This is a genomic window from Candidatus Binatia bacterium (genome assembly GCA_029248525.1).
In the GTDB taxonomy this organism is placed as follows: Bacteria; Desulfobacterota; Binatia; order UBA12015; family UBA12015; genus UBA12015.
Map to the genome: position 1 here is coordinate 77,240 of JAQWJE010000027.1, position 21,543 is coordinate 98,782.

Here is a 21,543-nt window from a genome sequence, read left to right on the forward strand (position 1 = left end):
CGATAGACGCAGTCCGCGACGAAAAATTCCTAGTTAGGGAAAAAAACTTTCTGCTCGGAAGCGGCAGAACCCATGAAAGGCAGCCCGAAACGCTCAAAAATAGGGCCACAATCGCCATCGTCGGGCCGGGACATACAGCCCGGAGGGGTATCGGGCAGGTTCGTCTGCACATCGGTCCCGACAAAGATCGAGTCGAGATCCATCAGGACACTCCCGCGGCCACCGTTCCATTCGACCAGATCCACCTGCGTGCGGTTCGGGTTGGCGCAGATCGCTTCGCCGGCCATATCGCCTTCGCACATGGTGCTGCCGATGTGGACGCGAAATTCGCTGACCGCGTCACCGTCGAAAACTTCCATGTCGAAGCGAATAAACTTGTAGCCCATATTCCAGTTCCACCACAGAGCCGTCTTGTTCAGAGGAGATGGTGCGGTGGCCGCATCGATGTGGTTGAGCGTCTCGGGAACACCCATGACAAATCGCAACGCCGTATAGTTGCCGTCGGGGACCGTTCCCCGAATCGTCGTGTTCGTCTCCGGCGTCCCGCGCTGGCCGCAGAGGCCCGTTCCGTTTTCGAAATCCAGAAGAGCGACATTCTGGTACTGCCACTCTCCGTCCTGGGTCAGGTCCACGGAAACCGCGTTGCCGTTCTGCTCGACCAACTCGACTTCCGAGACATAAAGTCGCAGGTCGATCGGATCCACCGTCGCGCTGCTATCCCCCACACCCTCGAAGAGGCGATCGCAGGCAAAGGGCTCGCCTCCGAGAATGGCGCTCACATCGATTTCAACATTGCGCGGGCCACCGGAACTGCTGCCACAGGCAGCGAGCAACGACATCAGCAGAGCTAGTGAAAAATTTCGGATCGAAAACATCTGGCTTCTCCTTGGATCAGTTCGAGGTGAGCATCACCTCAATTTGCAAAACCGTAGCCGATCACCGCGCGAACGTCTTCCGATTCTGCGCGGCAAATCGTCGCACTTTGCCGCTCGCCAAGCTAACCGACGAGAAGGATCCCTCCGTCCACGGGAATCACAACGCCCGTGACATAAGAGCTGGCTCGAGAAGAGAGATAGAGAGCCACGCCCGCCATATCCTGCGATTCGCCAATACGACCCATCGGGCAACCCGCCACGATATGGTCCTTGAAGTTGTCCAGAGTGGCCGCCATCATTTTACTTTCGAAGGGTCCCGGGGCGACCGCGTTCACCGTGATTCCCTGAGGCGCGAGCCTGCGGGCCAATGTCCTGGTCAACTGGTGGACGGCCGCCTTGCTCGCCGAGTACGAGTAGGTCTCCAATTCCGGCACGTGAATACCATCGATGGAACCCACATTGATTACCCGGCCCGGGTCTTGCGCCGTCGACGCAGCCTCAAGGAGTCCCACACAAAGCCGAGTCAGATGGAATACGCCTTTCACATTCAGTGCGAGAACCTTGTCCCATGCGGCATCGGGAAACTCGGCCAGAGGAGCCCCCCAATTCGCGCCGGCATTATTGATCAGGATATGAAGCTTGTCTTCGCGTGATGCGATCTCGGCAAAGAGCGCCTCGCAGCCCGCTTCGGTTCCCAGATCCGCGGTCAGACCAATGCAGGTGCCGTGCTGCGAGAGAGCGGTTGCGGCCGATTGCACCTCGGCCTCCTTGCGCGCCGCGATATAGACCTTGGCGCCATTTTCCACGAGGCCCTGCGCCATCATGAAACCAATCCCGCGGGATCCGCCCGTGATCAACGCCACCTTTCCCTGCACTGAAAATAAATCCTGCATACTCATTCGTCACCTCGTTGGGGAGCACCCTTTTCGATGCCCAGAAGAAGCCTCTCCAAATCAACTCGCAATCCTTCGAGCTGACGGCGACCGATTTTATCCGCATAGGCATCCCATACGGCATCCACGATCTCGCGGGAGTCTCGCTGAAATTCGAGTCCACGCTCCGTAAAGCAAACTATCTTTGCCCGTCCATCCTCCGGATCGGCCGCTCGCTCGACATAGCCGAGGCGGGCCAACTCATCGACCGCGAGACCAATCGCCTGCTTGGTCACACCGATCGAGGTAGCCAGCTCCGTGATTCGGGCCCCTTCAAAAGGGAGATGCGCCAAAACGTTCGCATGGGAATTCTGCAATCCCAGGTAACCGCGATCGCGGAACTCTTCGACCACTTTGGAAAAGAAGTCCTGACTGATTCTCAACAGCAACCAGCCCGGGTTCTGGCGACGCAGATCCCCCTGATCGTCTCCTGTCGCTCCCTTTCCGGACGTCGTCATAAACCCGATTTAGCTAGCCAAAGCTTTCCCCGGCGGCAACGCGAGTCCCTGCTAGGTCGAGCGCACGCGAGCGACCGCCGAGGTCGCAGCCATGCGGCCGAAGATCATGCCGTCGGCCAGGGAGGCGCCACTGACGTACCCGAAAGCAGACACACCGGAAGTCGTGCGACCGGCCGCATACAGGCCCGCAATCGCGCTCCCATCGGAGCGCAAGACCTCGCCCGTGGGAAGAGTATGTAAACCGCCAAGGGTGAATGCCGCATAAATCGAGCCCTCCACCGTGACATCCAGAGCCCCGAACGGGGGCTTGGTCAGCGGTCTCACCAGAGATGAGCGTTTATGAAAGATGGGATCTTCACCCCGTTCCGCGTGTCGATTGTAGAGATCCATCGTCGACACCAGAGAGCCTTCGGGGAGCTTGAGTGCGGCTTCCAGTTCTTCCCAGGTCTCCTCGACTACCTTGGCTTCCATAAAGGCCTCGTTCACCACGTAGGAATCTGCGTCCAGAAGGTGCCAACAGCGGCCATTCTGTCGAAAGAGAGCCTGCTGCCCAATCTGGCCCGCATAGGCATCTTCGTTCAGAAAGCGCTGCCCGCTGGCATTGACCAGAACGCCCGCGCAGATGCTCTTGGGCGGATAGAGGGGGATCGTGATGCTGGCTGCTTCCATCCGAATGGCGTCGGCGCCGACCGACTGCGCCATCTGGATACCGCTGCCATCATCATTGTCTGTGCCAACGCGCCAGTTCGCGCGTGATGTTTCGGGAGCATAACGCGCGACCATTTCCTTGTTGGCAATAAAGCCTCCCGCCGTAAGCACCACTCCCCCCAGCGCCCGGACGGCGACCGAACCTTCGACCCTGTGCGCGACCACACCGACAACGGCGCCATCTTCCCGCACGACCAACTTCTCCACGCGTGCGTCTTCGAGCACCGTCGCATCTGTCTTTTCCAGCGATCCGAGGAGCCCCTGCATCAGACGCGCGCCCCCTGCGCCCGCGACCTGCGGCTTGTGCGCGCGCGGCGCGGGACGAGCGATATCCACGTAAGGCCAACCGTCTTCGTTGCCCGAATATACGAGGCAATCATCGGTGGGCGGCTCCTTGCCGGGCTCGGGGTAGGTGCTTCGTTTAAAGGGGACATCATGCGCCTCGAGCCAATCGAACATCTCGAGACTCCGGTCACAAAATACCCGGATCTTGGCTTCGTCCGGACCTGGTCCGCAAGCCGCCATGAGAAACTTGAACATATCCTCCGTAGAGTCCTCGATCCCGCAAGCAATCTGAACCGGCGTCCCCCCACCGAGATAGATCAGACCGCCGGAATTGGCCGAGGTCCCCCCGCCGCCGCTCGCCCGCTCGAGTGCGATCACCCTTGCACCGGCCTCACTGGCCTCGATCGCGGCACTGGCGCCCGCACAACCCAAACCGACGACGACCACATCCGCTTCGTGACTCCACTCGGAAATCTGCGATTCGGGAATACATCCCCACTCGATATCACTCATACGTCCATCCCTATCGCACTTCGCCGGAGGAATTCTACGGCTCCCCGTTACAGAAACGAGCATTCTGTTCTATGAAGCGAGTCGAGGTCTTGCACATGGATATTCAGGATAAAGTTGCCATCATCACCGGCGGTGCCCGCGGCATCGGTCGCGCGACCGCTCTCGCGCTGGCTCGCGCGGGCGCCCGGGCAGTCGTCATCGCGGACAACCGCGCGGCACGAGCGGCCGAAACAGCCGAGGAAATCCGCGCGTTGGGGTGCCGGGGCATCAGCCTGGAAATTGACACTGGGGATGTCGAATCCCTGCGCTTCATGATGCTCGAGACCGCAAATCAACTCGGCGGGCTCCATATCCTCCATAATAATGCAGGAATCGGCGAAGGGGATCGCAACTGGCCCGAGGTCGAAACCGAGCGCGTCGCCAGCATCATCGATATCAATTTGCGCGGGGTGATCATCGGAACGCAACTCGCCCTGCCACTGATGCAACGCAGCGGCGGTGGCGCGATCGTCAATACGGCATCGGGCGCCGGGATGACGCCCCTGCCGCCTCAGGCCGTTTATGCGGCCACCAAAGCTGGCGTCATCCACTTCACCAAATCCTGCATCGATCTTCAGGCAAGCCATCAGGTGCGTGTCTCCTGTGTTTGCCCCGGCCTGACCACAACGGAAATGGTGCAGGAATCCGGTCCCGATGGGCCCCATCCCTGGCTCCAATCGGTGATCGATATGCTCGAGATGCTGGAGCCCGACGAGATCGCCGATGTCGTACTTTCCCTGATCCGGGACCCGGAGAGTGCCGGCCGGATTGTATCGGTCGAAAACCAGCCCCGACAAACGAAGTCCTGAGAGCACTTCCCCTGCGCTCCGCGGCGTGCGAAAAAGCCGCCATGGAAAAACTTCTCTACCTGCTCTTTCACGATGTGAACCATTCGGGCGACAGCCTCCGCGACGCCCTCCGTTCCGAAGCAGTCCCGCAACTCCGCGAAGCCGGCGCCAAACAAATTCGACTGTGTGCCCACGACTCCGACGTGCAGGGCAGCAACCTGCTGACACGATCCGATCCGCCAATCCGCGCCATGGTTACCTTCTGGCTCGATGCGATCGACGGTCGCGAGGCTTGTGAAGCGATCCTGGCAGGCCAGGCTCGCAAAATCGCCGGCTACGTCGTCACGGAATCCTCGGTCATGATCCCGCCGCGCAAAAACGGCGAGCGCACGCCCGGCATGAATCAGGTGACTTGCATCGCCCAACGCCAGGACATCTCGGACGAAGAGTTTCGTCAGATCTGGCATAATGACCACAAAAAAGTCGCGATCGAGACCCAATCGACCTTTGGCTATACGCGCAACGTTATCAACCATGCCCTGACGCCCGATGCGCCACCCTGGGTGGCGATTGTCGAGGAGACCTTCCCGATCGAAGCTCTCCACGACCCGAAAGTTTTCTACGATGCAGCCAACGATGAAGAACTGGCCGCCAATATGAAAACGATGATGGACAGCTGCCAACGATTTCTGGACTTCGAACCGCTCGAATATTCACATATGTCCGAATACGAGCTGGGTTAGGATTGGTGATGGCAGATTTTTCCGGAAAATCCATTATCGTCACTGGCGCTGGCTCCGGCATCGGGCAGGCGGCCGCCATCCATCTCGCCTCTCTTGGCGGGCAACTGCTCTGCGCTGATATCGCAGCGGCAGGGCTTGCCGACACCACCGAGAAGATTCGCGACGCCGGGGGTACCGCCGAATCCTTCACCGTAGATGTCCGCGACGCAGCTCAGGCCCGTGCGATGGCTGAGGCGGCCGCCAGCAAACATGGCGGTATCGATGCGCTTGTGAATTGTGCCGGCATTTTCCGCATGGCGCATACCACCGAGATGCCGACTGAGGAATGGGAGCAGGTCATCGCAATCAACCTGAGCGGAAGCTTTTTCACCTCACAAGCAGCCCTGCCCTACCTGCTCGAAAGCAAGGGAAATATCGTCAACATCGCAAGCTCGGCCGGCCTTTCCGGGCAAGCCTATAATGCCGCGTACTGCGCCTCGAAGGGCGGCGTGATCCAGATGACCAAGGCTCTCGCGGTGGAGTACTCACGTCGCAATGTTCGGGTCAACTGCATCTGCCCCGGAGGGGTCGTGACGCCTATGACAGCTGCTTTCAAGGCACCGGAGGGAGCCGATGCCGATCTGCTCGCGCGGCTCCAACTCGCACCGATCCTCGGCACCCCGGAGGAGATTGCCGTCGCGATTGCCTACCTCGCTTCGGAGGACGCTCGCTATATCAGCGGGGTTGCTCTCGCGATGGATGGCGGTGCGTCGGCGGCTTGACCCTGCACTCGATCCCGCCTCGACAGGATTGGCCGCATCTCTCTCAGCGAACCCAGAGAACCGTTGCGGAAACACGGCCGCGAGGGAGTTCGAATTCGAAGTCCTCGCCAGCCTCCCGCCCCAGAACCTCGCGGCCAAGCGGCGACTCGGGCGACAGAGAGTGAATCACCTGCTCCTCGCAAATCAACTTCTCGCCGCCCGCGACAGGCGCAAAAAAATGCAGATGGCTTGCCCCGTCTTCGTCTTCGATCGCAATCAGAGCACCCGCTGAAATAGGTGCATCCGGCGCAAAGGGCGGGACTTCCAAACTCGCGAGCCGGGCTCTGGCCAGCCGCAGTTTCGCCACCCGATCGGCCAGGCCTCGCGCCAGATAGGACGCCTCGGTCGAACGCATATCTTTGGGGTCTTCCGCACGCGTCTCGGCATGCGTGGCGCCTGCCTGACTCTCCTGCTGCGAGCGAGTCGAGGCGGCCAATTGAGCCGCCACGCGGTCCCGCAACTCCTGAAGGATCCGAGTTTTGTCGAGAGATGAAATTTCCTTGCCCACCGGAACTCACTTAGCATAGAACGACTCGGGATACCGAGAGGCTTGGTACTCCCATCCGGTTGCCTCCCCCCACTCTTCCGACCTATGCTTCGGGCATGGCGCGCTATGGCATGACGATTCCGATGAATGGCATCCCTCTGCACCAGCACGAGGATTGGCTGAAAGAGATGTTCGACCTCGGCTATACTGATTTCTGGTCTTCCGAGGCGATGGGACACGACGGATTTACCCCTCTCGCTCTGGCCGCCGCCTGGGTCCCGGAAGCAAGACTCGGGGTCGCTATTGTCCCGGCCTTCACCCGCGGGCCGGCCCTGATGTCGCAATGCGTAGCTTCGCTGGCCGACGCTGCTCCCGGTCGTTTCGTGATGGGCATCGGAACTTCCTCGGATGTCATCGTCGAGCGATGGAACGACATCCCCTTCGAGAAACCGCTCGCTCAGGTTCGCGATATGGTGCGATTCCTTCGCAAATCTCTCGCGGGCGAAAAAGTCAATGAATCCTTCGATCGCTTCCATGTGCGGGGGTTCCGATCCGGAGTCGTGCTGGAGCAACAACCGCCAATCCTGCTGGCAGCCCTGCGCAAGCCCATGCTGCGCCTCGCCGGCCGGGAAGGCGATGGCGCTATCCTCAACTGGCTCTCGGCAGAAGATGTGAAGACCGTGACGCCCTTCGTGCATGAGGGCGGGCCCGGCAAGGAAATCGTGGCACGTCTCTTTGTGCTCCCCACCGAAGACCGCGCCACGGCTCTCGCCATCGGTCGGCATGCCGCGGCTGCTTATCTGAATGTGGGAGTCTATGCGGCCTTCCACGAGTGGCTGGGACGCGGCGAGCAGCTAGCCGATATGTGGAAGCTATGGAAGGAAGGCGATCGCAAGGCCGCACTCGAGGCGATACCCGAAGAGGTCGTCGACGATCTGATCATCAGCGGATCGCCCGACCAATGCCGCGAACATATCCAACGCTTTCAGGATAACGGCATCGACACCCCGGCACTGGCTATTTTGCATACCGACGATCTGCGCCAGACGGTGCGCGACCTCGCACCGCGCTGAGATCGACCCTGCCGAGCCCTATTGACGAGCGGAGACGCTCTCTTGGCGATCCCGCCGGGAGATCGATAGGGTTCTTTCCCAGATGGCGCACCGACAGGAACAAGAATCCGCACGAACCGAGATCACCGAGATCACTCCAAACGTGGTCCGAATGGAATTACCCATCTCCCTGCCGGGACTGGGGCATGTGAACTGCTACGCACTGCTGGACGATCAAGGAGCGACGGTAGTCGATCCGGGTCTTCCGACGCCGGCTTCCTTCGCGGCCCTGAAAGACCGGCTCAAACAGGCCGATCTAAAGGTCAAGGATATTCATACCGTCGTCATCACCCATTCCCACGGCGATCATTTCGGCGGCACGGGCAAGATCGTTCGCGAATCCGGCGCCAAAGTGGTCGCGCACCGGGCCTTTTCGCTGGGATCCTCACGCGACCAGACGCCTGAGGTCTCGGTCTGCGACCTCCATGCCCAACAGGGAGAAGAGGCGACATCCGCCGATGTCCATCCTCCGCATCCCGAACTCTACGGACCAGACGGCTCCCCCACCTTGCGGCCCGTGGACAAGCGCAACCCGATGCCGGTTGCCCCTCCGCGATGGGGTGGACCCACACCCTGGGGCGCGAAGCCACCACGGCCGCCCCTGCGCTGGCGCTTGCAGATGCACCTGAACCGCCTGATCGGCAAGGCGATGCGCTTTCCCGATATCTCGGTGCCTGTCGAGGCCGGAGATCGTCTGCGCCTGGGTGGCCGGGAGTGGTTCATCATGCACACGCCGGGACATACCAACGACCATATCTGCCTGCATTGTCCTGAGGAGGGGCTCTTTCTGGCCGGAGACCACGTCCTCCCATCGATCACGCCCCATATTTCAGGTCTCTCACTGGAAGAGGATCCTCTGGAGGCATTCTTCCAATCTCTGGATCGTGCCGCCGCAATTCCACATGTGGACCAGGCGCTTCCGGCGCACGGTCATCCCTTTCCCGACCTTGCCGCTCGCTGCGTCGCGATCAAGGAACATCATCAGGAGCGTCTCGGCAAAATCCGGGACATCGGACATGATATCGGCCCCTCGAGCGTCGAGGCCTTCTCGGAGCAATTATTTCGCAAACGAAGCTGGGGCTCGATGGCTCAAAGCGAAACCTACGCGCACCTCGAACATCTGCGTCGGCGCGGGGAGGCGGCGTCTCGACGCTCCAAATCGGGGCAGCTGATCTTCGAAACCTGAGCACGCTGCCAGCAACCATCTGTCGGACTTCGCGATGCGAGACTGATCGCGAGCGGATTCTGCTCTCCAATCTTGTCCATGCCGCCGTGCGGGCTTCTACCGCGGAGCCAAAATCCGATTGGTTCTTTTTCTGGCGTAACGCCTTGCAGAGCTTGGCTGTTCGGGATCAACTCACCCGAAGGGAAATGGACCAATCATGAGCTCGGAGACAAGACCGGAAGACAGCCGAATGGTGCGTGTGATCACCTCGCCCGCCTTCACCTGGTGGATCAAAAACGTCGCCGCTCGCATCGATCCGATCCTCTACCGCCTCAGCAACGGAAGGTGGACATCTTTTGGGCCGCCCGCGATGCCCATGGTCACCATCACGATGAAGGGCCGCCGAACCGGAAAGAAGCGTTCGGTGCATCTATCCGCAATCGAACATGAAGGGCTGCTTCTGGTCGTCGCAAGTGCCATGGGCCAGGAAAAGCACCCGGCCTGGCGCTACAACCTCGAAGCCAACCCGGAAGTGGATATTCAGGTGCAGGGAAAAAGCTTTCGAGCCCGGGCCGAGATGCTCGACGATGAAGAGAAATCGCGAATCTGGGATGAGGTCCGCCGGATCCTGCCCATGATGTTCGTCTACGAAAAACGAACAGATCGTAATATTCGCCTGTTTCGACTGCGTCCGATCGAAGACTGAGCCGCGCCTGAAAGCCGACTCGCATCTCGCCCCGGAAAGAGGCAAGGTAGGAAGATGCAAATCGGCGTATCCAAAAAGGAAATCCCGGTAAGGGTCCCGGGCATTGGCATGTTTGGCTGGGGCGTCCCGAGCAACTTCGTGGAAGAATCGGCCACGCCCGTGCATGCTCGAGCGTTCCTGCTCGAGACAACCGACGAAACGATCGTGATCGTGAGCTGCGAATTGCTCTGCATCAGCCATGCCATCAACGATGCCGTCGTCGACCGACTCGCCACCGAACATCCCGACATCGGGATCGAGCGTCGCAACCTGATGCTGCTCGCCACGCATACCCATAGCGCGCCGGGAGGCTATTCGGCCTACCCCTTCTATGCGATGGAAGCTCCGGGGTTCTCTCCGGAAATTCTCGAGGATATCACTGCGACAATCGTCGAGGCCATTCGGGAAGCCTGGGCGACAAGGTGCGCGGGGGAAGTGCGCTTTGCGCAAAGCGAATTCGACGCCGATGCACGCGTTGCCTTCAACCGTTCCCCACTATCCTGGAACCGGAATCCGGAGACGCCAAAAATCACGTGGGAAAATCGGCATCTGGGCGTGGACCGGCGCATGAAACTGCTGCGATTCGATACCGCCGAGGGCGTTTGTCTCGGGACGATCAACTTCTTCGGCATCCACGGCACCAGCGTTCATAGCGACAACCGAAAAGTCCATTTCGATAACAAGGGCTACGCGGCAACACTTCTGGAGGACACGCAGGGCCCCGGCTTTGTGGGCGCCTTCGCGCAGGCCACGACCGGGGATATCACCCCGAACTTTCAGGAGCATCCGGGCAAGCCCTGGACTCGGGGCATGTACCCCGACGACGACGCTAGCGCTCGCTACAGCGGCGAACTGCAAAAAGCCAAGGCCGAGGAAATCCTCGGAAACGCCGAACAACAACCCCCTCTTGAGGCTCGCTTGATAGCCCGCCACCAATACCGGGACCTCGCCGCCATCGAGGTCGACCCGCAATTCGTTGACGGCGCATCCGACCGACGAACGGCCCCCGGCAAGCTCGGCATGGCCATGTTCTTTGGCACCGACGAAGGCCCCGGTCTGCCGCGCAAGCTCCTTTTCCTGCAGAGTCTGGCCCAAAAAATTCGCCCGCTATGGCGTCTCGTGCCGCGCAGCAAAGCCGCCAGGCTGCGACAAAAGCAACATGATGCGACCCATGCCGAAAAGGTGACGGTCATGGAATTGGCAGAACATCGGGTGCTGGGCATCCGCGGGCTGCGAAAACTGCCGCTGGGCAAAGACCCCAATCCAAACCTGCGCATGATCCGCAAGATGGACCCCCACGGCCTGACCGACCCCAAACCCTGGACACCGCAGATCCTCCCGGCCCAACTCTGCATTATCGGCTCAGTCGCCATTGCCGCCATCCCGCATGAAATGACGACAATGTCCGGCAAGCGAGTTGAGGAATCCCTGCTTGCCGAACTCGAATCGATAGGCGTTCGTGATGTTATCGTCGCCGGTTACGCCAATGCCTATGCAGGTTATGTGACGACACCTGAGGAATACGCGCTGCAGGACTACGAGGGCGCCAGTACCCACTTCGGCAAATGGACCCTGCCCGGCTGGATGACGATCTTTGCCGATCTGGCTCGCGAAACTGCCGAAGAGGCCCCTCCGACCGCTGAACTGCAGGCGCCGCGATTCTCTGCCCAGGACCTCGACGGCCGCCTCTATGAACCCAGGCCGCCGGCCAACGACTGAAATAGAGGGACGAGAGCCTTGCGATGAACTCTCGTCAGATGCCATGAAAACGAGAACATCCAGCCTCCATGCCAACTCCGATGAGGACTCTCGGGACGAGGAAAGATTCAGGAATTTCCTGCAGGATATGGTTTGCGCCCGCCAAGCTGAGCTCGCAGCGGTCCTGCACCCGGAGGTGGTCTGGCACCTGCCGCCCTTCGCACAACAGAAACCAATTTCAGGTGCGACAGCGGTTCTGGAATTCCTGCGCGAAGGCGCCGCCGCCGTTTACGAGGCAAACAGCCTGACGCTCGAGCCGGCGCTGATTGCGGTCAGCCACGGGAATGCCTCCTGCCTCGCCACCATCCGTGGGCGACTCAAAGGCGGCCGCCCTTACGAGAATCAATATGCGTTCTTTGCGCGCATGGTTGCTGGACAGATCACCGAAGTCTGGGAAATCCTCGACAGTGCCCTGCTGCTCGACCAACTCCAGCCGAAAAGCTGAATCAGGCAGGGCCGCCGGACCCGGATTCCGCGAGACGCGCGCAAAGATTTGCCAGGCCAGAGACCTCGGGGGCCTTCTGTAGACGTGCGATCGACGAGGCCATCACACCGTGATCGGCATGCAAGGCGGCCTGCGCCAAAAGCTGCTGCACCAGAAACTCTTCGTCTCGACTGGATTCCGGACAAAGGGTTTCATTCGCCCGCGCATTCGCCAGCCGAGACTCGGCCGCGCAAACAGCATCCCGCACGATCAGATCGGGACGGGCTGTCGTCCATTTATGCACGCCACCCGACAAGGGCTCGGTCATCGAGGGTCGTATCGCACGCACAAATGCGCGGCGAAAAGGAGTATCGCCAATCACCATCATTCCGTCCGGACCAATACTGACAACGCTCACCGCTTCGTCAGGTCCGTCGGAAAAATACAGCACCTCACCGGTGTCGCGATCAAGCAAACCCATCCCGGTGCGAAGAGGAAAAGGCACGCGGGCACCCTCACGACTCACGCCCGCGCCACCCTGAAAAGCAATTCCGTTGGCCGCGACTGTGAGCATCTGCACGTTGATCGTCTCCTGCAAGGGGCCAAGATCGTATGCATCCGGGCGCGTTTGCCAGATGAGTTCCCCGCGATCGCCTCGGTCGACGATCTTGGTAATCGCGCGACTCGAGGAAGCATAAAGCTCCCCCTTGTCGCTACTCACGGCAATCGAACCATGCACCTGTTCGCCGGTGTCGACCTCCCAGAGTTGCTCGCACGAAGAATTCAGGGCCAGCACTCTGCCTTCGGCATCCGCAACATACACCCGTTCACCATCCGCGCGGAGCGCCGGCGTCGACGCCGAACCTCCACGAAATGTCTTGCGGCAGGTTTCTCGCAGGGCGATTTTGCCGTCGTCGTGAACCAGGTCCATTCGGTAGAGAGCACCTGTAGCAGCGACCCCGTCGACCACACCGTCCGCTTCATCCGGGGCCGTCGCCGCAAAATACATCGCGCCCGTGTCGGAATCGATAGCGAAGAAATTGGCAACAACGACACCTTCGCCGAAAATGATATGAAGAACGTCTTCGAATTCGAGACCGGGCGGTAAATTCAGAAAAGGCGAAACAATCGCGGCCACCTTTGCGGACAACTCCGGGGTCAACTCGGCGGCGAGCGTTCGGGCCACGCCCGGTGCCCCGGGAAGGGCCTGCGGTGCGCTCAGGAGCTTTCTGCCGGTCTTGCGATCCAGCACATAAATGCTCCCGTCGGCAGCGACCGCCACCAGGGCATCGGCACGGGCCGAATAGTTGACCCCGAAGACACTCATGCTGTTGCTCGGCGTTCGGGAGAGCCCCGTCGGGACGTCCCAGACGACCTCGCCGCTAGTGCGGACGGCCAATGCTCGGTCCTGAAGCCCGAGGTAGATGATTTCCTCACCTGGACGATCCGGATCGTCCAGAACCATCGGCGAACCCGCGCCGACACGGTTACCTTTGCCCGGAATCGCCCAGAGGCGATTCCCGGTTTTGCCGTCGAGACCAATCAAGACAACATTTTCGTGGGGAAAAAGCGGGGTGAAATAAACATTGCTGAAGCGATCGAAAACAACACCGGAAGCGTTCCACATCGACGACTCGGCCACCCAACCCGGGGAAAATTCGGGCGAGAGGACCACGGAGACCTCGTCCGAGTTGCGACTATCCGTATGGAGATTGCGCCAAATACCGCGCCCCTCGATCCCGGACTCGCTGCGACTCACCGGACGACAGCCCTCCGGCTTCCATTCCGAGGGTCCGGGAATGGGAAAAACCTTGGGCGTAGAATGACAGGCAACGGCACCTACGGAAAAAAATATCGCAGCCAGCCAAACACGCAACGGGACCGCATCACCCAAAACCCGCCAGCGGAGCTTCCGTTCAAGACCATTTCTCCTCATAGCCAAGCCCTTATCACAGGGGTACGGTCCCGGAATCAACGAGCGAACGGAGTTTCGTCGAATTTCAATCCGCTCTATGGTTACGGCGACTCCGCAGGAACAGAGAGTACGCGAAGCATGTCGACCCATAGAGATTATCCGAGAAAAACCTTCCTGCCGGGCGGTAGGACAGGCACCGACCGCCAAGCCTCCGGGATCGAGGTGCCTTGCCAGAGGAATCCGAGCGGGCCGGCATTGGCGCTACGAGCGGTCGCGGAAGCCTGATCCTTGCTCTTCCCGACGCTCATCTTTGCCGCGTTCCTCCTGATCGTCCTGGCCGGGGATCGGCTGCTGCCCGGGAAGATGCGCACAGGCTGGCTTCTGACAGCCAGTCTGATCTTCTACTCCCTCTAGATTCCGCAGTATCTCCTGCTCCTGCTCTTCAACATCGGAGTCAATTACTTTTTTCTCTGCCGCATGAGGCGTCAACAAGACAAAAGCGCTGGACGACCGGGGAGCGGCCGCGCGTGGCTGATCGCATCTTTGGTGTTTACTCTCTCCATTCTGGCGACATTCAAATATGCCGCCTTTCTCCAGGGTGCCCTGCTTCCCTTCACCACAATTCTCGCCGCGGGTCCCCTGCCGCTATCAGACCTCCTTCTGCCTCTGGGGATCTCTTTTTATTCCTTTCAGCTGATTGGCTTGCATGTCGATATCTATCGAGGCGCCGCCTACTTTCGCCCGCTATGCGCTTTTCGTCAGCTTTTTTCCGCAATTGATCGCCGGGCGAATTCTGCGCGGACAGGAGTTCCTGCCTCAGTTAACAGCGTCTGCCCGGATCACCACCGAGAAAAATCGACGCGGCATCTGGTTGATCGCATCCGGTTTGCCGAAAAAAGTCATCCTTGGAGATTTCCTCTTCGCGCCGCTCGTGGAACCGATTTTCGCCGATCCGGGTATCACAAGCGGACCGCTTCATTTACTCGCGATCTACGCTTTTGCCTTCCAGATCTATTTCGACTTTTCGGGCTATACCGATATGGCCCGCGGCATCGCTCGGCTGCTTGGATTCGAGTTCCCCAAGAACTTCGAGGAACCCCATCTTTCCAGAAACCCCACTGAATTTTGGCGCCGTTGGCAGATCACCCCGTCCCGATGGCTGCGCGATTATCTTTATATCCCTCTGGGCGGCAACCGGGGTGGGAGTTTCCGAAGCGGCAGCAACCTTCTGATCACGATACTGATGGGCGGGTTATGGCATGGCGCTGGTTGGAACTTCCTTCTTTGGGGTGGAATGCACGGGGTCCTGCTCGCTCTCCACCGCCCCCTGCGCGACACGGCACACGCGACCTCGCCCGGCCAGGTGCGGGACTGGTGGCGCATTCTGCTTTGCTTCCATGCGGTCACTTTTCTTTGGATATTTTTCCGTGCCAAGACACTGAATGATGCATGGTTGATGATCGAGGGGACGATCTCCGGATCATGGAATGGGCCCCTGCCCTTCTGGGGCATGATTTTGATTTTCGCGGCCATGCTGATGCATTTCGCCGAGCGGTGGATTCGAAATCGCGCAGCGAAATTCCGAGAACAAGCGGCCGGGATTGTCGGCGGCGCTCAGGAAGGCTGCCTGCTCGGACTGCTTCTGGTTCTGGTGATCGCCGCCAGCGGTCGCGGCGGCGAATTTCTCGACTTGCATCGAACACTTCCCGACCGGGCCTTCCGCGACAGCCGGGATCATATCAATTTTCGGGATTCCGCAGATCCCACGGCCCGGATGGCTAAACCGATGCTCGATTGGCTGCTGCGCCGGGGCCGCTCCGTCGACCTTCCGTCGGATCCCAGCTAAACTTGCCCCCATGGAAATCGGAGTCTGTGTGGCATCGCATATCGGAGACATCGAAACCGTCGTCGAAGCCGAAAAGCTGGGCTTCTCCCACGCGTGGATGGCCGACAGCCAAATGCTCTGGTCGGATTGCTACGCGACACTGGCGCTCGCAGCCGCGCAGACCACGAAAATTCAGCTCGGCACCGGTGTTGCGGTGTCTGCGACACGACCCGCACCTGTCCATGCGGCCGGCATTGCCACGATTAACGCGCTCGCACCCGGTCGGACTTTTTTTGGAATCGGCACCGGCAACACGGCGATGCGAACCATGGGACAACCCCCACACCGCATTCGCGAGTTTGATCATTACCTGGAGTCCATAAAGCCGCTCCTGCGCGGCGAAGAGGCCATGATGGGGCCGTTGACCCGTGGCGCGAAGCAAGCCCGGCCGATCCGGCACATCATGCCCGAGGACGGCTTCGTCAATTTCAGCGATCCGATACCACTCTACGTCTCGGGGTTCGGGCGAAGGTCCCTCGGCCTGGCAGGGAAATACGGCGACGGTGCTGTGCTCTCTCTGCCCCCGGACCTGGCTGTCCTCGAGTTCCTCTGGCAGATGATCGAAGCGGGAGCGACCGAGGCGGGCCGGACAATCGATCGGGATCAGTTCTACACAACCGCGCTGACCACCATTACGGTCCTCCACGAAGGCGAGCGTGCAGACTCCGACAGGGTCAAACGCGAGTGTGGCGCCATGGCCATGGCCAGTATTCATTATGCCTACGAGCAATTCCGTAATTTCGGGCACGCCCCTCCCGCTCTGCTCGAAGAGATGTGGCCGCGGTACACAAAGATGCTCGAAGAATTCCCCGCCGAGCGGCGCCACCAGCGCATTCATGCCGGCCACAATTGCTGGGTGCTGCCCGAGGAAGAAGGCTTTCTCACGGAAGAGATTCTTCGGACCACTTGCATGATCGGCACCCGCGACGAACTCCTGACACGGCTACGCGACCTTGATGCAGCCGGTCTCGATCAGGTCATGCTCCTGCCCGGATTCGACGCCCGCCGCGAGGTTCTGGCACAAGTCGCCGCAGAGCTCCTGCCGCACCTCTGAGGGAGATAGAGTCCGCCGCTTCAGCGGACGGCCTGAAGGCGAATCGGCAGATGCGCCAATCGCCGAACAAAAATACTGTTGGCATGCCGAACCTTCGCCGAGTCATCAAGCTGGAACCCGTTGGTCGAGCCGAGAAGTTCCTCGAGGACCACTCGCGCCTCAAGTCTTGCAAGGTGGGCACCAACGCAGAAATGGGCGCCACGCCCGAAGCTCATATGGTGTCGTGGATGGGTTCGATCGAGTTGCAATTGCTCGGGCTCGTCATAAACAGCCGGGTCCCGATTCGCAGCGGCCCAGAGCAGCATGAGTCGATCGCCCGCCTCCAGGGCAAAACCGCCCAGCTCGCAGGCGCGACGAACCGAGCGGTAGTGGAATTTGAAGGGAGGCTCAAGCCGCAGGACCTCCTCGATGAAAGCCGGGATCCGTGTCGGTTCGCAACGAAGCTCATCCGCCAGCTCCGGGTCTTCCGCCAGCAGACGAATCGCCGACCCAAGCAGTGCGCTGGTTGATTCACCACCGGCGCCAAACATGACGATTGCAATCCCGATCGCCTCGGTCGGATCGATCGCCTCGGAAGCAACTCCTCCGGCCAACAGCTCCATCAAGGTCGGCGCCTGATCGTTTGCCGCAGAGGGCGATGTTGTCGCCGGCAGATGCTCACTCAGGTAAACGGCCATCGCCAGAGTATCCTCGGCCAGTCCCTGCATTCTCTGGAGGTCAAGATCGCCGGCCAGCATCTCTCCACCCATCATTGCCCATTGCCGATGCTGATCGACGTCTTCGGCCGGCAAGCCGAGGAGATGTCCAATGACACGAGCGGGAACCGTTTCTGCCAAAGGGACGAAATCCCCCCCGCCGGCATCCAGCAGCGTGCGCAGGTTCGATCGCACCCACGCGCGGATCTCGGGCTCCATGGCGGCGATCTGACGCTCGAGCAGCCGAGCACGGACCAAATTCCGGTGGCGGGCGTGTGCCGGCTCATCGGCCGTCGCAATGACTTGTGTGCCGGCGGAGACGGGCAGATCGAATGTCGTGGGCGTGCCGTCGACATCTCGCAGAAGAACTCCGGTCAAATTAGCCGAGAAGTCCTCCTCGCGACCCAGTGCCTCGACGATGATCGCCCACGAACTCAGCAGATGCACACCGGTATCTCCAACCCTCGCAACCGGGTGATTCTCCCGGAGTTCCCGCAACATGGGGTGCGGATTCTGGAGAAAATCATCCGAGAGAATCAATCGCGGATCCTCGGGAAAGACGGGGGCTCGGGGGAATTTTAGTTGATTTTCCATAGCTCTCCCACCCGACCCTAACGAGTATCGAGGCGGGAGACGACTCTTTGCCCTCTCGGGAGAGTCAATATACCGTGCGGCACCATGCAATCTCTGGTTCTGACCTTCGTCTCGATTCTGGTTCGCGCCCCCCGCTGGCTCCTGCTCCGGCTATCCGGGAAACCCCAGCAAGTTGTAGGAGACAGGAAGCTCCTTCCCGCTTTTCAACTGCTCTGCACCCTCGTGGCGAAAGGCAGTGCACCACTGGAAACCATGACGCCAGCCGATGCGCGTAAAATGCAGGGAGATATGAACCTCGACCCGCCACCACCCGGGTGCCGGACGGTCGACCACCGAATTCCGGTCAAAGGCGGCGAGATCACCGTGCGGGAATATAGTCCCGAGAACTTGGAGGGAGCAAGCCCCGCACTGGTCTACTATCACGGCGGTGGCTGGGTCCTGTTTGATCTGGAGAACCATGGAGGTCTCTGCACGAGGCTCGCATTGACCGCGCGTTGTCGCGTCTTCTCCGTGGATTATCGACTGGCGCCCGAACATCCCTACCCCGTCCCGTTGGCCGACGCCGAAGCTGCCTTCGATTGGGTGGAGGCCAACGCCGAGCGCCTGAAGGTCAGCCCGGATCGCATAGCGGCCGGTGGTGATAGCGCAGGCGGGAACCTCACCGCAGCGCTTTGCATCTCGCGCAAAGCCGCGGCGAGGACAATCCCCTTCGCGCAACTCCTGCTCTACCCGGTGACCGACCTCTCGTTTAACACAAAGTCCTTTGAGGAATGCTCCGAGGGTTTCATACTGACCCGTGCGAGCATGGAATGGTTTCGCGGCCACTATGCGCCGGACCCCGCAACCTGGAGTGACCCCACATTGTCGCCGCTGTGCGCCGAAGATCTCTCCGGCCATGCCCCTGCCGTTGTGATCACGGCGGGCTTTGACCCCCTACGTGACGAAGGTGATGCCTACGCCCGGAAACTGGCAGCCGCAGGCGTGCCGGTTCTCCACCAGACCTATCCCGAGCTGATTCATGGCTTTGCCAATATGAGTTTCGTCCCGGCGGCGGGCAAAGCCGTCGAGGAGATCGGTCAATTTCTGGCTCGACAAATCAGCGATGCGCCGGGCAGTAATCTTGAGGCGACAGCGACCGTCGGCTCTTAGAAACGCTCGAGAGTATTCTGGTCGGTGTGGTGCATTTCGGCCCCGCCGTGCGATGCCATCTCCATTACAAGATCTTCCTTGTAGGAGAATTTCCCATCCGAAAGGTCGACCGCCAACTCAAAGGAAACACTCCGAGCCGCTCCGTCGTAGAGATAGGCGTTGGAGAGAATGCCATTGGTCGGTGATCCTTCCTTGGCCGTCAGCTTGAAGCTGGAGGCGTCGGGAGCCGCCTCGCCGATCGCCACGATTGTCGTCGAGCGCGGAACCATGAAACATCTGTGGATCAGACCCGTCGCCGGCTCAAAGAGCCAATAACCAACTTCCATATGGAAGAAATCGTCCGCCCCGAGACGCCAGGCCTTCATGCGGTAATCGAGCCCGAAAAGCTGTTGCTTACCATTGTCCACAGGCCCGAAAGGGTCGAAGGAGGCTTCCTCGCGATAGAGGTTCTCGATGTCTTTCTTCTCCGAGTACGAATAGGAAAAGTCCCGGCCCTTGTCGCTGGCCCATTGTCCGGCCAGCTTTTGCAAAGGCCCCCAACGCTCGTCGGCGTCCGTGAACGAATCCATATGAGCGGCCCGGTTGAAAGATGTTCCAATCGTCATGGAGCCCGGTTTACCCCAAGAGGCGTCGCATTTGAAGATCCGCAGACATATTACGACTGAAAAACCTTCATAAAACCGAAGGTTTATTTTTCCCCAGCGCCGATAATTGGGGCGCGGCCACCGGACCTAACCCGGAATCGTCTGAAAAAGCAGTGCGTCCAGAGAGAATCGGCCAGGGCCAATCAGGAAGAGGACAAGCGAAATGACCACCAGATTGATCGTATACTCTGCCCCCGGGGGTTCGTTGGTAATCAGGTAGCCCGCGCCTCGGTGCCCCACCACACCCGCGACCAGCATGGTTCCGACCAGCAGGAGGCAGGCAGGCCGCATCAACAACCCCAGCGCCAGCAGTGTACCCCCGACAATTTCCGAGAGCATCGCAATCCGCGCCTGGACTTCCGGCATCGGCACCCCGCGCTCCCGGAGAAACTCCGTGAAACCCGCCATCGTACCCGAACCGACGAGCCCCAGCTTGCCCAAACCGTGCACGACAAAACAGACGCCAACGGCGACTCGACCCAGAAGTGATCCGAAGTCGATCGTCTCCGTGGTGCTCCCCAGTAGAAGTTCTCCAATTTCCATGATCCTGTTGTAACGCAATTTTACAGCAAAAGGATGCAGCTAACCTTGCCGAACAATCTGCACGGCAGAGGGCGCGTGAACCGGAGAACACTGATGCGAAAATACAAAGTCATTCAATGGGCGACCGGCGTTGTCGGAACCGCCTCCCTGAAAGGTGTGGTCCGAAACCCCCTGCTCGAACTGGTCGGGGTCAAAGTCTATACCGACAGCAAGACGGGCCTCGACGCAGGCGATATCGCCGGCATAGACAAAACCGGAATCACCGCCACGCAAGACATCGATGCGATCCTTGCCCTCGACGCGGACTGTGTCCTTTACTGCCCGATGCCATGGACGGTGGAGGAGATGTGCCGCATTCTCGAGGCAGGCAAACATATCGTGACCCCTTGTCCGTATTGGTTCCCCTTCCGGCAGGACCCCGAGGCAGCCCAGCAGATCGAAGCCGCCTGCCGGAAAGGTGGCGTTAATTTCCATGCAAATGGTTGCAACCCCGGCGGGATTGCCGAACGCTTCCCTCTGACCTTTACCGGCTGGTGCAATCGAATTGACAAGATCACGATGACCGAATGTGGCGACTGTCGCACCTATAGTTCGGAGGGGGTCGTTCGCGAATTGATGAATCTTGGCAAGACACCCGAAGAGGCCGACGCGAATCCCATCAAGGAGATGCTGAAGGCTTTCTGGTACGAGCCCATCGAGATGATCGCCGAAGGCATCGGCTCCGAGGTGATCTCCTATGAAGCCAGAAACGACTACATTCTGGCCAACCAGGATATCCAAACTGCCGTCGGCATCATCGCGAAAGACACCATCGCCCTGAACCACTACCAGCACATCGGCGTGACCCGCGAGGGAACGAGGATTGTGCAGGAGCAAATTTGGTTCATGGACGACAACGACCAGACACGTCTCCAATCGAAGATGGACATCCCGCGAGAGTCCGGATGGCGCATCGCGCTCGAAGGGGACGTGAACCTGAACATCGATGTCGATTTCCCCTCGGACCTGAATCAGGAGCAACGAGTCGCGCAAGGCATGGCGACCACGGGGAACCATCTGGTGAATTCGGTTCAGGTCGTATGCGACGCCGAAAACCCGGGCATCAAGACCTTCCTCGACCTGCCGATGATCACCGGGAGAATGGGCAACTACAGCATGCCGCGCTAACGAGGGCGTGCCCCCGCGAGCCAGGGGAAGCCCGAGACCCGCTCAACATTGCCAGCCGGTCCCGT

Annotated in this window: 22 protein-coding genes; 13 read left to right on the plus strand and 9 right to left on the minus strand. The window is 60.0% G+C overall.

Annotated features, from left to right (window positions below; all coding sequences use genetic code 11):
- Positions 1–29: 29 nt before the first annotated feature.
- The 4 genes from P8K07_06130 to P8K07_06145 form a co-directional block, all read right to left on the minus strand.
- Positions 30–875, minus strand: a complete 846-nt coding sequence (locus P8K07_06130; GenBank protein ID MDG1958096.1) for a metallo-mystery pair system four-Cys motif protein — start codon at positions 873–875, stop codon at positions 30–32.
- 122 nt (positions 876–997) lie between these two features.
- Positions 998–1,768: an SDR family oxidoreductase gene (locus P8K07_06135; protein ID MDG1958097.1), complete on the minus strand. Its 771-nt coding sequence runs from the start codon at positions 1,766–1,768 to the stop codon at positions 998–1,000.
- Positions 1,769–1,770: 2 nt separating this feature from the next.
- Positions 1,771–2,265, minus strand: a complete 495-nt coding sequence (locus tag P8K07_06140) for a helix-turn-helix domain-containing protein (GenBank protein ID MDG1958098.1) — start codon at positions 2,263–2,265, stop codon at positions 1,771–1,773.
- A 51-nt stretch (positions 2,266–2,316) separates the two neighbouring features.
- Entirely contained in the window at positions 2,317–3,771 is a 1,455-nt protein-coding gene (locus P8K07_06145; GenBank protein MDG1958099.1) for an FAD-dependent oxidoreductase, read from the minus strand.
- Between the two features lie 71 nt (positions 3,772–3,842).
- Between P8K07_06145 and P8K07_06150 the strand changes: the two genes are divergently transcribed.
- From P8K07_06150 to P8K07_06160, 3 genes are read left to right on the plus strand one after another with little or no spacing between them, the layout of a single operon-like run.
- Positions 3,843–4,619 (plus strand): SDR family NAD(P)-dependent oxidoreductase, encoded by a 777-nt coding sequence (locus P8K07_06150; protein MDG1958100.1) that lies wholly within the window; start codon positions 3,843–3,845, stop codon positions 4,617–4,619.
- A 41-nt stretch (positions 4,620–4,660) separates the two neighbouring features.
- The gene (locus tag P8K07_06155) at positions 4,661–5,341 is read left to right on the plus strand and encodes an EthD domain-containing protein (GenBank protein ID MDG1958101.1); all 681 of its coding nucleotides are present in this window, start codon (positions 4,661–4,663) and stop codon (positions 5,339–5,341) included.
- A gap of 8 nt (positions 5,342–5,349) precedes the next feature.
- Complete coding sequence (locus P8K07_06160) at positions 5,350–6,102, plus strand: SDR family NAD(P)-dependent oxidoreductase (protein MDG1958102.1); 753 nt, start codon at positions 5,350–5,352, stop codon at positions 6,100–6,102.
- 43 nt (positions 6,103–6,145) lie between these two features.
- Here P8K07_06160 and P8K07_06165 read toward each other — a convergent pair whose 3' ends face one another.
- Positions 6,146–6,649 carry a GreA/GreB family elongation factor gene (locus tag P8K07_06165; GenBank protein ID MDG1958103.1) on the minus strand — a complete coding sequence of 168 codons (504 nt, stop codon included), beginning with the start codon at positions 6,647–6,649 and terminating at the stop codon, positions 6,146–6,148.
- A 95-nt stretch (positions 6,650–6,744) separates the two neighbouring features.
- On the opposite strand from P8K07_06165, the gene P8K07_06170 reads away from it, so the two are divergent.
- From P8K07_06170 to P8K07_06190, 5 genes are all read left to right on the plus strand, one after another.
- Positions 6,745–7,701 (plus strand): LLM class F420-dependent oxidoreductase, encoded by a 957-nt coding sequence (locus P8K07_06170; protein MDG1958104.1) that lies wholly within the window; start codon positions 6,745–6,747, stop codon positions 7,699–7,701.
- 82 nt (positions 7,702–7,783) lie between these two features.
- Positions 7,784–8,926, plus strand: coding sequence for an MBL fold metallo-hydrolase (locus tag P8K07_06175; protein ID MDG1958105.1), 1,143 nt, complete (start codon positions 7,784–7,786; stop codon positions 8,924–8,926).
- Positions 8,927–9,122: 196 nt separating this feature from the next.
- Positions 9,123–9,611 carry a nitroreductase family deazaflavin-dependent oxidoreductase gene (locus P8K07_06180; protein MDG1958106.1) on the plus strand — a complete coding sequence of 163 codons (489 nt, stop codon included), beginning with the start codon at positions 9,123–9,125 and terminating at the stop codon, positions 9,609–9,611.
- Positions 9,612–9,665: 54 nt separating this feature from the next.
- Complete coding sequence (locus P8K07_06185; GenBank protein MDG1958107.1) at positions 9,666–11,369, plus strand: neutral/alkaline non-lysosomal ceramidase N-terminal domain-containing protein; 1,704 nt, start codon at positions 9,666–9,668, stop codon at positions 11,367–11,369.
- Positions 11,370–11,412: 43 nt separating this feature from the next.
- Positions 11,413–11,853 carry a nuclear transport factor 2 family protein gene (locus tag P8K07_06190; protein MDG1958108.1) on the plus strand — a complete coding sequence of 147 codons (441 nt, stop codon included), beginning with the start codon at positions 11,413–11,415 and terminating at the stop codon, positions 11,851–11,853.
- 1 nt (position 11,854) lies between these two features.
- Here the strand turns inward: P8K07_06190 and P8K07_06195 are convergent, their stop codons facing one another.
- Complete coding sequence (locus P8K07_06195) at positions 11,855–13,768, minus strand: PQQ-binding-like beta-propeller repeat protein (GenBank protein ID MDG1958109.1); 1,914 nt, start codon at positions 13,766–13,768, stop codon at positions 11,855–11,857.
- 267 nt (positions 13,769–14,035) lie between these two features.
- Between P8K07_06195 and P8K07_06200 the strand changes: the two genes are divergently transcribed.
- From P8K07_06200 to P8K07_06210, 3 genes are all read left to right on the plus strand, one after another.
- A complete protein-coding gene (locus P8K07_06200) occupies positions 14,036–14,161 on the plus strand; it encodes a hypothetical protein (GenBank protein ID MDG1958110.1) in 126 nt (41 codons plus the stop codon).
- A 292-nt stretch (positions 14,162–14,453) separates the two neighbouring features.
- On the plus strand, positions 14,454–15,593 hold the full coding sequence (locus tag P8K07_06205) for an MBOAT family O-acyltransferase (protein ID MDG1958111.1): 1,140 nt from the start codon (positions 14,454–14,456) through the stop codon (positions 15,591–15,593).
- Between the two features lie 10 nt (positions 15,594–15,603).
- Positions 15,604–16,686, plus strand: coding sequence for an LLM class flavin-dependent oxidoreductase (locus P8K07_06210; protein ID MDG1958112.1), 1,083 nt, complete (start codon positions 15,604–15,606; stop codon positions 16,684–16,686).
- A gap of 20 nt (positions 16,687–16,706) precedes the next feature.
- Here P8K07_06210 and P8K07_06215 read toward each other — a convergent pair whose 3' ends face one another.
- A complete protein-coding gene (locus P8K07_06215) occupies positions 16,707–17,975 on the minus strand; it encodes a cytochrome P450 (GenBank protein MDG1958113.1) in 1,269 nt (422 codons plus the stop codon).
- A gap of 84 nt (positions 17,976–18,059) precedes the next feature.
- On the opposite strand from P8K07_06215, the gene P8K07_06220 reads away from it, so the two are divergent.
- A complete protein-coding gene (locus tag P8K07_06220) occupies positions 18,060–19,124 on the plus strand; it encodes an alpha/beta hydrolase (GenBank protein ID MDG1958114.1) in 1,065 nt (354 codons plus the stop codon).
- Here the strand turns inward: P8K07_06220 and P8K07_06225 are convergent.
- The gene (locus P8K07_06225; GenBank protein MDG1958115.1) at positions 19,121–19,729 is read right to left on the minus strand and encodes a heme-binding beta-barrel domain-containing protein; all 609 of its coding nucleotides are present in this window, start codon (positions 19,727–19,729) and stop codon (positions 19,121–19,123) included. The two genes, P8K07_06220 and P8K07_06225, sit on opposite strands and share 4 nt — an antisense overlap.
- A 126-nt stretch (positions 19,730–19,855) precedes the next feature.
- Positions 19,856–20,311: a DoxX family protein gene (locus tag P8K07_06230; protein MDG1958116.1), complete on the minus strand. Its 456-nt coding sequence runs from the start codon at positions 20,309–20,311 to the stop codon at positions 19,856–19,858.
- Between the two features lie 93 nt (positions 20,312–20,404).
- Between P8K07_06230 and P8K07_06235 the strand changes: the two genes are divergently transcribed.
- Complete coding sequence (locus P8K07_06235) at positions 20,405–21,478, plus strand: hypothetical protein (protein ID MDG1958117.1); 1,074 nt, start codon at positions 20,405–20,407, stop codon at positions 21,476–21,478.
- Positions 21,479–21,543: the final 65 nt, after the last annotated feature.